This window comes from Sulfitobacter sp. HI0129, from assembly GCF_001635395.1.
In the GTDB taxonomy this organism is placed as follows: domain Bacteria; phylum Pseudomonadota; class Alphaproteobacteria; order Rhodobacterales; family Rhodobacteraceae; genus Sulfitobacter.
In genome coordinates this window covers 1-9515 of the sequence record NZ_LWGH01000248.1, presented here as the reverse complement: position 1 = coordinate 9515, position 9515 = coordinate 1, and the positions used below count along the sequence as shown (strand labels likewise).

General features: G+C 65.1%; 13 protein-coding genes. 6 read left to right on the top strand and 7 right to left on the bottom strand.

Annotated features, from left to right (window positions below; translation table 11 throughout):
- From A3764_RS04570 to A3764_RS04550, 5 genes are all read left to right on the top strand, one after another.
- Positions 1–1031: mechanosensitive ion channel family protein (locus A3764_RS04570; RefSeq protein ID WP_236628015.1), on the top strand; the 1031-nt coding region annotated here is incomplete at its 5' end.
- Between the two features lie 32 nt (positions 1032–1063).
- Positions 1064–1699: an SDR family NAD(P)-dependent oxidoreductase gene (locus A3764_RS04565; RefSeq protein ID WP_067927771.1), complete on the top strand. Its 636-nt coding sequence runs from the start codon at positions 1064–1066 to the stop codon at positions 1697–1699.
- 79 nt (positions 1700–1778) lie between these two features.
- A complete protein-coding gene (surE, locus tag A3764_RS04560; protein WP_067927774.1) occupies positions 1779–2567 on the top strand; it encodes a 5'/3'-nucleotidase SurE in 789 nt (262 codons plus the stop codon).
- On the top strand, positions 2564–3223 hold the full coding sequence (locus A3764_RS04555; protein WP_067927777.1) for a protein-L-isoaspartate(D-aspartate) O-methyltransferase: 660 nt from the start codon (positions 2564–2566) through the stop codon (positions 3221–3223). Before surE ends, A3764_RS04555 begins: the two co-directional genes overlap by 4 nt.
- 60 nt (positions 3224–3283) lie before the next feature.
- The gene (locus A3764_RS04550; RefSeq protein ID WP_067927780.1) at positions 3284–4525 is read left to right on the top strand and encodes a M23 family metallopeptidase; all 1242 of its coding nucleotides are present in this window, start codon (positions 3284–3286) and stop codon (positions 4523–4525) included.
- 16 nt (positions 4526–4541) lie between these two features.
- On the opposite strand, the gene A3764_RS04545 is transcribed toward A3764_RS04550, so the two are convergent.
- The 4 genes from A3764_RS04545 to A3764_RS04530 are packed head-to-tail and all read right to left on the bottom strand — an operon-like array spanning position 4542 to position 7236.
- Positions 4542–5381: an ATP-binding protein gene (locus A3764_RS04545; protein WP_067927784.1), complete on the bottom strand. Its 840-nt coding sequence runs from the start codon at positions 5379–5381 to the stop codon at positions 4542–4544.
- Positions 5378–6274 (bottom strand): twin-arginine translocase subunit TatC, encoded by an 897-nt coding sequence (tatC, locus tag A3764_RS04540; RefSeq protein WP_067927789.1) that lies wholly within the window; start codon positions 6272–6274, stop codon positions 5378–5380. The genes A3764_RS04545 and tatC overlap by 4 nt, the downstream gene beginning before the upstream one ends.
- Positions 6271–6963 carry a Sec-independent protein translocase protein TatB gene (gene tatB / locus A3764_RS04535; RefSeq protein WP_067927793.1) on the bottom strand — a complete coding sequence of 231 codons (693 nt, stop codon included), beginning with the start codon at positions 6961–6963 and terminating at the stop codon, positions 6271–6273. Before tatB ends, tatC begins: the two co-directional genes overlap by 4 nt.
- Before the next feature lie 6 nt (positions 6964–6969).
- Positions 6970–7236 (bottom strand): twin-arginine translocase TatA/TatE family subunit, encoded by a 267-nt coding sequence (locus A3764_RS04530; RefSeq protein ID WP_067927796.1) that lies wholly within the window; start codon positions 7234–7236, stop codon positions 6970–6972.
- A 208-nt stretch (positions 7237–7444) separates the two neighbouring features.
- Here A3764_RS04530 and A3764_RS04525 point away from each other — a divergent pair, with 208 nt between their 5' ends.
- Complete coding sequence (locus tag A3764_RS04525; RefSeq protein WP_067927801.1) at positions 7445–8074, top strand: helix-turn-helix transcriptional regulator; 630 nt, start codon at positions 7445–7447, stop codon at positions 8072–8074.
- Between the two features lie 3 nt (positions 8075–8077).
- Here A3764_RS04525 and A3764_RS04520 read toward each other — a convergent pair whose 3' ends face one another.
- The 3 genes from A3764_RS04520 to A3764_RS04510 form a co-directional block, all read right to left on the bottom strand.
- Positions 8078–8434 carry a Lin0512 family protein gene (locus tag A3764_RS04520; RefSeq protein WP_067927799.1) on the bottom strand — a complete coding sequence of 119 codons (357 nt, stop codon included), beginning with the start codon at positions 8432–8434 and terminating at the stop codon, positions 8078–8080.
- Entirely contained in the window at positions 8427–8777 is a 351-nt protein-coding gene (locus A3764_RS04515) for a Lin0512 family protein (RefSeq protein WP_067919135.1), read from the bottom strand. The genes A3764_RS04520 and A3764_RS04515 overlap by 8 nt, the downstream gene beginning before the upstream one ends.
- Before the next feature lie 12 nt (positions 8778–8789).
- On the bottom strand, positions 8790–9515 hold a 726-nt coding region (locus tag A3764_RS04510; protein WP_067951251.1), incomplete at its 5' end, for an ABC transporter ATP-binding protein.

The following is a 9515-nucleotide window of genomic DNA, read 5'->3' as shown; positions in this document are numbered from 1 at the left end:
GCGTGGAAGAAGTCGAAGCCAACCCGGGTCTGATATTCGATAAACTTGACGCGTGGTTGGATGGGCTCTTCAGGCTCCTTCCGAACATCGCAATCGCGATTGTCGTCCTCATTCTTTTCTACTTTCTTGGCCGGTATTTCGGGGGCGTGGCCCGCCGGGCGGCGAAGCGCCGGGATCGTCCCTCGCTGGGCGATGTGGGCGGCTCCCTGCTGCGTTGGACGATCAGCATCGTCGGCCTGATGCTGGCGATCACCATTGTCGCCCCCAGCCTCACGCCCGGTGATCTCATCGCGGGGCTGGGCGTCAGTTCGGTGGCGATCGGCTTTGCCTTCAAGGACATCCTGCAAAACATGCTGGCAGGCATCCTGATCCTGCTGCGCCAGCCCTTCGCGGTGGGGGACCAGATCGTCAGCGGTGGCCACGAAGGCACCGTGGAACGCATCGAAACCCGGGCAACCCTGATCAAAACCTACGATGGCCGTCGTGTAGTGATCCCCAATGCCGACATCTACACCGACAGCGTGATCGTGAACACGGCCTTCGACACACGGCGCAGCCAGTATGACGTGGGCGTGGGCTGCAATGACGACTGGAACGAGGCGCGCCGCCTGATGAAAGAGGCCGCCGAGGGTGTGGAAGGCGTCCTTTCCGATCCGGGGGTGGAAACGATCCCGATCGAATTGGGCGATTCCGCGAATGTGATCCGTTTGCGCTGGTGGACGAAGTCGGACCGGGCGAGCCAGATCCATACCTTCGGCGAGGTGCTGCAGGCCGTCTACATCAAGCTCGATTCCGCCGGTATCGACATGCCGTATCCAACGCAGGTGCATCTGTTTCACGACCAGACGGAAGAGACCGACGGCGACCGCAAGCGCCAGCGCGAAGGCTGGCCCGCCACGGGCGACGATCCGAAACCGCGCCGCATTTCGGACGCCATCGAACGGGCCGCGCAATCGCGGAACGGTCAGTCGAGCGCCAATGGCGGCAACGGCGCGCAGGTGCAGGCCGAAACCGGCACCGCGAAGTCTTGACCCCGTGACGCGCCGGGTGCAAAGCCCCCTGCATGACACAGATTGCTTTGATCACCGGCGCCTCCCGCGGGCTGGGCGCCGCCCTCGCCGAGGCGCTCGCGCCCACCCACCACATCGTCGCAGTGGCCCGCACCGTCGGTGCGCTGGAAGAGCTCGACGACCGGATCACGGCGCAGGGTGGTCAGGCCACGCTCGCGCCGATGGACGTGGGCACGCCGGAGGCCATGGCCACGCTCTGCCGGGGCATACATGACCGGTGGGGCGGTATCGATCTCTGGGCGCATACCGCGATACATGCAGCCCCCCTCGCCCCCGCCGATCACGTGGATGCAAAGGACATGGCGAAATCCGTGGCGCTCAACATCACGGCCACGGCGACCCTGATCAACTACGTCGCGCCCCTGCTGGGTGACAGCGGGCGGGCGCTGTTCTTCGATGACCCGCACGCGGGCGAAAAGTTCTTCGGCGCCTATGGGGCCACCAAGGCGGCCCAGATCGCTCTGGCGCGGTCCTGGCAGGCCGAAGCGGCCCGCATCGGTCCCAAGGTCCATATCCTGTCGCCTGCGCCCATGCCCACGGCGACCCGCGCCCGTTTCTTTCCGGGTGAGGACCGCAGCGCGCTGACCGCCCCCTCGGCAGAGGCCGCGCGCCTGCTGAAAGAGGTCTAAGCCGTCAATCGCACGGCATCCGGCCTTGTGTCCTTGCCGCCCGAAGTCCCCTCGCATATCAAGGCGAAAAGGGGATTTCATGCGCATTCTCATCACCAACGACGACGGCATCGATGCGCCCGGTCTGGCTATCCTGCGCCAGATCGCAACCGAACTGGCGGGCGACGCGGGCGAAGTCTGGACCGTAGCGCCCGCGTTCGAGCAGTCGGGCGTGGGGCATTGCATCAGCTATACCCACCCTATGATGATCACCCGGCTGGACGAACGCGTCTATGCCGCCGAAGGGTCGCCCGCCGACTGCGTGCTGGCGGCTGTCCACGACGCGATGACCGCCGCACCCCCGGACCTGGTCCTGTCCGGCGTGAACCGGGGCAATAACTCGGCGGAAAACACGCTCTATTCCGGCACCATCGGGGGGGCCATGGAAGCCGCACTTCAGGGCATCCCGGCCATTGCGCTTTCGCAATATTTCGGCCCCGCGAACCGGGACCTCGAAAATCCGTTCGAAGCGGCCCTGCGGCATGGCGCCGATGTCATACGCCGCATTCTGGATGCCACCCCCGAACAGCAGCCCGACAGCTACCGGCTGTTCTACAACGTGAACTTCCCACCGGTTCCGGCGGCGGATGTTGCGGGCGTCCGGCTGGCCGCGCAGGGCATACGGCCGGGCACCGGGTTTTCGACGGAACCGCATCTGTCGCCTTCGGGTCGGCGTTTTCTGTGGATACGCGGCGGCGACCAGCAGGTGCCCACCGCCCCCGGGACGGATGCGGCCGCGAACCTCGAAGGATATGTCTCCGTCACGCCCATGCGCGCGGATCTGACCGCCCATGACGCCTTCGCCGGGCTGGAGGCGATCAACGGATGACGGAGGAGGCGGCACAAAGCCTGGCGGAGCGCAAGATGCAGTTCCTCTACGCCCTGCGCTCCAAGGGCGTGACGGACGCGCGCGTGCTCACCGCCATGGAAGCCGTGGACCGCGGGCCGTTCATCCGCGGGCTGTTCGCCAGCCGCGCCTACGAAGACATGCCGCTGCCCATCGCCTGCGGACAGACGATCAGCCAGCCTTCGGTCGTGGGGCTAATGACACAGGCGCTGGAAGTCCAGTCGCGCCACAAGGTGCTGGAGATCGGCACCGGGTCCGGATACCAGGCGGCGATCCTGTCCAAGCTGGCGCGCCGGGTTTATACGATCGACCGCCATCGCCGCCTCGTTCAGGAAGCGCGCGACATTTTCGAGGCGCAGGGCCTGTCCAACATCACCGCCGTCACGGCGGACGGCTCCTTCGGGCTGGCCGAACAGGCCCCCTTCGACCGGATTATCGTCACCGCCGCCGCCGAAGATCCGCCCGGCCCCCTGCTCGCCCAGTTGAAGGAAGGGGGAATCATGGTTCTGCCGGTGGGCCAGTCGGACGCGGTACAGCACCTAATCCGGGTGCGGAAAACCGCCAACGGCCTTGAATACGACGAATTACGCGCCGTTCGATTTGTTCCACTGCTGGAAGGATTGGGAAAAGAGACGTAAAGAGTTTACGATAATCCCGAACCCCGGAGCACATGGGGACAGCAGAACGAGGACGACCGGATGCAGCCATTCCAGATATTCCGTGCCACGCGTTTCGGCCTGATATCGGGCACCGCTCTTGTATTGGCGGCCTGTCAGGGCGAACCGCTGGATTACGACATGCGCGGCGTGAGCGGCGGATTTTCCACCGCCCAGGCCGCGACCGGCCCACTGGCCCCCCGCCCACGACCCGATGCGCGCGGCGTGATTACGTACCCCAACTATCAGGTGGTGGTGGCCCGCGGCGGTGACACGATCGCGGATGTGGCAGCCCGGGTGGGTGCCGATTCCACCGAACTGGCCCGCTTCAACGGCATCGAACAGGGCGTGCCGCTGCGCCAGAACGAGATCATCGCCCTGCCCGGCTCCGTCTCGGCTACGACAACGACGACAGCCGCCGCAGGCGGGGGCACCACGGATATCACCGCGCTTGCCGGATCGGCCATCGCGCGGGCCCCGGCTGCGCCGACTGTCCGTACCGCCGCCTTGCCGCCCGCCGGTCAGGCCAGCCCGGCGCCGGCACCTGCAAGCCCCGCCTCTGCCGAGCCGGTTCGCCACCGCGTCGAACGGGGAGAGACCGCCTATACGATTTCGCGGCTCTACAACGTTCCGCTCAAATCGCTTGCCGAATGGAACGGGCTCGGCCCGGATTTCGCCGTACGCGAAGGGCAGTTCCTGCTGATTCCGGTGGGCCGCCAATCCCCGCCGCGCGGCACGACCACCGCCGCCGCCGCAGTACAACCCGCGCCGAAGCCGGTAACACCCCCCGGCGCCGGATCGCCCACGCCCACGCCGCCTTCGGCCGCCAAACCCCTGCCACAGGACGAGGCCGCAAAGCCGTTGCCTGCCGCATCGGCCTCTGCCCCCGCGAAACCGGTGGCCGATGTGGGCAAACCCACCCAGACCGCCAGCACATCCCGGCTGGAAACGCCGGTGCTCGGCAGCATCATCCGGGGATATTCCAAGGGCAAGAACGACGGTATCAACATCAAGGCCGCCGATGGTGCCCCCGTGAAGGCCGCCGAAAGCGGTACGGTCGCGGCCATCACCAAGAGCGCCGAAGGCGTGCCCATCGTGGTGATCCGCCATCCGGACAACCTGTTGACGGTCTATGCCAACGTGACGGCGGTTTCCGTTTCCAAGGGGGACAGCGTCCGCCGGGGGCAGCAGATCGCAAAGCTGCGCAGCGGTGACGAATCCTACGTGCATTTCGAAGTGCGCAACGGGTTCGAAAGCGTCGATCCCACGTCCTACCTGAACTGAGCGAGGGGCCGCGGCGTCAGATCCTGACGCCGCGCCGCCCGGCCAGATCGACGAAATACTGCCAAGCCACCCGGCCCGACCGCGCACCGCGCGTGGCCTGCCACTCGATCGCCTCGGCCCGCAGGGTCTCGGGCGCGATCTCCACGCCGTAAGCCGCGCAATAGCCTTCGATCATCTGCAGGTATTGATGCTGGTCGCAGGGGTGGAAACCCAGCCAGAGGCCGAACCGGTCGGAAAGGGAGACCTTTTCCTCCACCGCTTCGGAGGGGTTGATCGCGCTGCCGCGCTCATTCTCGATCATGTCCCGGGGCATCAGATGGCGGCGGTTCGACGTGGCATAGAGCACGACATTGTCGGGCCGCCCTTCGATACCGCCGTCCAGCACCGCCTTGAGCGACTTGTAATGGGCGTCGTCATGGCCAAAGCTCAGATCGTCGCAAAAGAGGATGAAACGCTGGCGCGCCTCGCGCAGGTGGCCCAGCAGCCGACCGACCGAAGGCAGGTCCTCCCGCTGAAGCTCCACGATGCGCAAGTCGGGGCAACGGGCGTGAACATCGGCATGTACCGCTTTGACCAAGCTGGATTTTCCCATGCCCCGCGCACCCCAGAGCAGCGCGTTGTTCGCCGGCAGACCCTTGGCAAACTGCTCGGTATTGGCGACCAGCGTGTCACGCGCACGGTTGACCCCGACAAGCAGGCCCAGATCGACGCGGGACACCTCTGCGACGGGTTCCAGCCGGTCCGGTCCCGTGTGCCAGACAAAGGCCGGCGCCACGTCGAAATCCGGCTGTTTCAGCGGCGGCGGGGACATCCGTTCCAGCGCCGCCGCGATACGGTCGAGCGGTTCGGAGGTCATCGCCGCTCGTCTTCCGGCAGATCGCCCGCGTCGTCTTCGAATTCCGCCAGCAGGGGGTCCTCCTCATCGTCGTAATAGCCTTCGGCGCGCAGCTTTTCCTCGCGCTTGGCCTCGACCCGGCGGACAAGGAAAATCGACAGCTCATAAAGGCCGTAGACCACGACGAACAGGATCACCTGCGTGATGACATCGGGCGGCGTGACCAATGCAGCCAGTACCAGAATGCCGACCACCGCATATTTGCGCACGTTCCCCAGCCCTTCGGAGGAAACGAGCCCCGCCTTGCCCATCAGCGTCAGCAACACGGGCAGTTGGAAGCAGAGACCGAAGGCCACGATGAACTTGATCGTCAGGCTCAGGTATTCCTGTGCGGAGCCCTGAAAGGCGATGGCGGCGATGCCACTGTCATTGATCTCCCCATCTCCGGTCAGCGAACCTGACTGCTGGAAACCGAGGAAGAAGTCGAAGGCGAGCGGCGTCACCACGTAAAAGGCAAAGGCCGCACCGAGAAAGAACATCAGCGGAGAGGAGATCAGGAAAGGCAGGAAGGCGCCCTTCTCGTTCTTGTAAAGGCCGGGCGCCACGAAGCGCCACAGCTGATAACTGATATAGGGAAAGCCCAATACCAGCCCACCCAGCAACGAGATGGAGATGGCGACGAAGAAGCCTTCCTGAAGCTTGATCAGGATGAGCCCGCAATCCTGCTGGCCGCGTTCGGCCATGGCCGAGCAGAGCGGCGCGGTCAGGAAATTGAAGATCGGGTTCCAGACCGTAAAGCAGATGATCATCCCGATGATGAAGGCAATCACGGAATGGATCAGACGGGTCCGCAGTTCCGCCAGATGTTCGATCAGGGGGGCGGCGCTGTCGTCTATGTCGTCCGAGGCGCTCATGTATCGCTCTTTCCGGTGGTGGTCTTCTGCGCCTTGGACGGAGACTTGGCAGCCGGTTTGGCGGCGGCTTTGGTCGCGGGCTTGGCGGCGGCCTTTGCTGCAGGCTTCGCGGCGGCCTTAGGCGCGGCTTTCGCGGCAGCTTTGGTCGCGGGCTTCTTGGCCTTGGCCGGGGCTGCGCTATCCTGCTTCGGCGCGGTTTGCTGGCTCGCCGCGGGGGCCGATGGCGCCGTGTCGCGCGCGGGTTCCGGCGCACCTGAAAGCTGCGCTTCCATCGCCTCGGCCTTGGCGGCGGCATCCGCCGCTTCCCGCTGCTTGCGGTCCGCCGCGGCGCGGGCCGTGGCCGCCTGTATCTTCTTGGCGTCGTCCGCGCGCTGCTTTGCCAGCTTTCCGGTTTCACTGTCCGGGTCCAGATCGGTGAGCGATTTCGTCGCCGATTTCACCCCGTCCATCGCACTGCCGAGCGGATTCGTCGCCGTCTTCAGCGTCTTGTTCAGATCGGACGAGATGCTGCGCACCCCGGAATCATCGGCGGCGTCGTTCATGGCCTGTGAAAATTCACGTGCCATACCCTTTGCCTTACCCACGAACTGCCCCACCTGCCGAAACAGCATGGGCAGGTCTTTCGGGCCCACGACAATCAGCGCGACAATGCCGATGACGAGCAGTTCGGTCCAACCAAGATCGAACATGTGCGTTTACACCTGATCCTTGTCGGCCTTCAGGTCGTTCTTGGGGTGCGTGCCCACATCGGTATGCTCCGGCAGGTTCGCATCGTGGATTTCGCCCACGGGCTTGCTGCGGTTGTCCTCGATGTCACGCTCGCCTTCGCTGATGCCTTTCTTGAAGCTCGTGATTCCCTTGCCGACTTCACCCATCAGCGAAGAAATCTTGCCGCGACCAAACAGCACCAGCACCACGACCGCGATGAGCAGCAGGCCCGGCAAGCCAATATTGTTCAACATGTCCTATCTCCCGTCATATCCGCGAGAGCAGCGCCCTCGCCATGTCCGCACCCGTTCTAGGCAGCTTCGCGGGTCGGATGAAGGGGCAAAGCGGTTCCCCGGGCAGCACCACGCGGGTTTTCGCAGGGTCAAGCGAGGGGCCGAACCGCTGCTGACAGCTTTTTGTCAAGAGCATTGCGGGAATATGCGCGAGGGGCTATGCAACGCCATGCGCAGAAACGACCGGATACATAAGCTGCTGGACGCGCTTTCAGACGGGGCGCTGCACCGCGCGCAGGATCTGGCGCAGCGGCTCAAGATCGCACCGCGCACGCTCTATCGCGATATCGCCCGTCTGCGGGCCAGCGGCATCGCGGTGGAGGGGACCCGGGGTCAGGGTTACCGGCTGACAGAGGCGGTGCATCTGCCCCCCATCTCGCTGTCGCCGGAGGAAGTGGAGGCGCTGCAACTCGCGCTCGCCGTCCTGCTTCAGACCCCCGATCCGGCCTTGCAGGCAACTGCCACGACGCTTGCCGCCAAGATCGATGCGGCGCTGCCCGAAGCCGCCCTGCCCGATGCGGAAACCTTTTCGCGGATCCTGCCGCCCTTTGCCGACCCGGCGCGCGGGCTGTCGCATCTGCCCGTCCTGCGGGCAGCGATCCGGGCGCGGCAAAAGCTGCGTCTTGTGGTGACGGAAGCGAACGGGGCGGTACGCAGCCATGTGTTTCATCCCGAGGGGCTGCGCCACGCGGCCCGCGTCTGGGTGCTGGATGGATGGTCTGAAACCACGCAGGCAGCACTCACGCTTCGGATCGACCTTATCGAAACGGCGGAGCCTCTGCCGGAACTCTTCGGCTGATGCTCAGCCCCGCAGGCGCCACCCGGACTGGGGCGGCAGAAAAGCCTCTACCGCTGCCTGCGCGATCACGATGACATCCTGCCCGGTATCCACGTCGAGCCCCCCGAAGACGGCCCGTACTTCTGCACGGCCGCGCGGCAGCAGGCCGACGAGCAGATCGGTATCGACCAGTTCAGGCTTTTGCACGGCGACGGTGACCGTGACGCGCATGGCTTCATGCGACAGCGCGGTAGCTTCGAAAAGCGGCAGTGAAGAATGCCGCAGGGCATCCTCGATCGCGCGACCGGCGGCCTTGGTGTAATCCTGCCCGTGCAGGTCGTTGCCGCTGCCCATTTCGATGATGAAACGCTGATCAGCCATCGGAACGCTCCATGTCAAAGCCTACGCAGAGCGCCACGTTCGCCATGATCGTCGGGTTGCCCTCCCCCTCGGGGCGCGGCACGTCCAGCCCGCCCCGCCTCACCGAAACCTCCACCTGGCCATAGGGAAAGACCGCGCGCAGCGCATCGGCATCGACCGCATCAGGCTGCTGCACGCCGACCTCCAGTCGGATACGCATGTCTTCTTTCGAAAACCCGTAAAGCTCCGCCAGGTTGATGGAATTGTGCCAAAGCGCGTCCTGCACCGCGCGTTTGGCGGCCTGCGTATAATCCCCCCGGCGCAGGGACGATCCCATGCCGAATTCCACCATCAGCGTGCGCATCATGATCCTCCTTCAATGCACGGGAAAGACGAAACAACGGTCCCGTCTTACGGTCAGCCACATCACCGATCCCGGCTGCGGCAAAAAGACGTTGGGCACCGTGGCTTTCAGCATGGAGCCGTCATGGTCCATCACGAACTCCACAAGGCTTTCGTTGCCCATAAAACGCGCGCGGGCGACCACCGCCCGCGCCGCTGTCCCGTCCGTCGCCGTGGGGGCCGGCCCCTTGCCGCCCCGGTCGAAGTCGATCCGCAGATGCTGGGGCCGAAAAACGATGTCCACCTTTGTCCCGTCCGGCACCCCGGGGGCCAGAAACCGCCCGAAGGGCGTGGTTGCCAGTGCCCCGCTCACCTCCGACCGCAATACGTTCGCGTCAGAGAAAAACGCCACCGCCGCCCGGTCCAGCGGGCGGGTATAGACGTTGTAGGGCGCGCCCTGCTGAACGATCCGGCCCTCGCGCATCAGCGCGATTTCATCGGCCATGCGCATTGCCTCGTCCGGTTCATGGGTCACCAGCAGAACGGCGGTATCCTCTTCCTTGAGGATACTGAGCGTTTCGTCCCGGATGCCATCGCGCAGCCGGTTATCAAGCCCTGAAAACGGCTCGTCCATCAGCATGATGCGCGGGCGCGGCGCCAGCGCACGGGCCAGCGCGACCCGCTGCTGTTCACCCCCCGAAAGCTGATGCGGATAGCCGTCGATGAACCGCTTCAGGTCCACCCGGTCGAGCAGTTCCTC